General features: G+C 42.2%; 1 protein-coding gene. It reads right to left on the bottom strand.

Annotation, left to right across the window (positions count from 1 at the left end):
- Positions 1-61 precede the first annotated feature (61 nt).
- A partial coding sequence (locus SB822_RS58800; RefSeq protein WP_410859336.1) for a hypothetical protein occupies positions 62-256 on the bottom strand: 195 nt, incomplete at its 5' end.

Genomic DNA, 256 nt, shown 5'->3' with positions numbered 1-256 from the left:
CTCTATTATACATGAATCAGTCAAGGTGATAGAAGCAAGAGGGCCGAAATGAAGAAATTCCTTAGCTGATGTGTCCAAGCTGTTCAAGCGTCTCATGTTTCTCATGAGGTCTAGTCAGCTCGTCACATTGAATGATCCTGCCGTCTAATAAAGTAAATAAAGCCATTACATCTATAAGACCACGATCTCCGCTGGTCAGCTCGACATGTACAGTGTAACGAAAACATCCTTGCTGCGTCTCTTCATCAAATAACAC

Origin of the sequence: Paraburkholderia sp. SIMBA_054 (assembly GCF_046534875.1) — a bacterium.
In the GTDB taxonomy this organism is placed as follows: Bacteria; Pseudomonadota; Gammaproteobacteria; order Burkholderiales; family Burkholderiaceae; genus Paraburkholderia; species Paraburkholderia hospita.
This window is presented reverse-complemented; position numbering and strand designations above follow the sequence as displayed.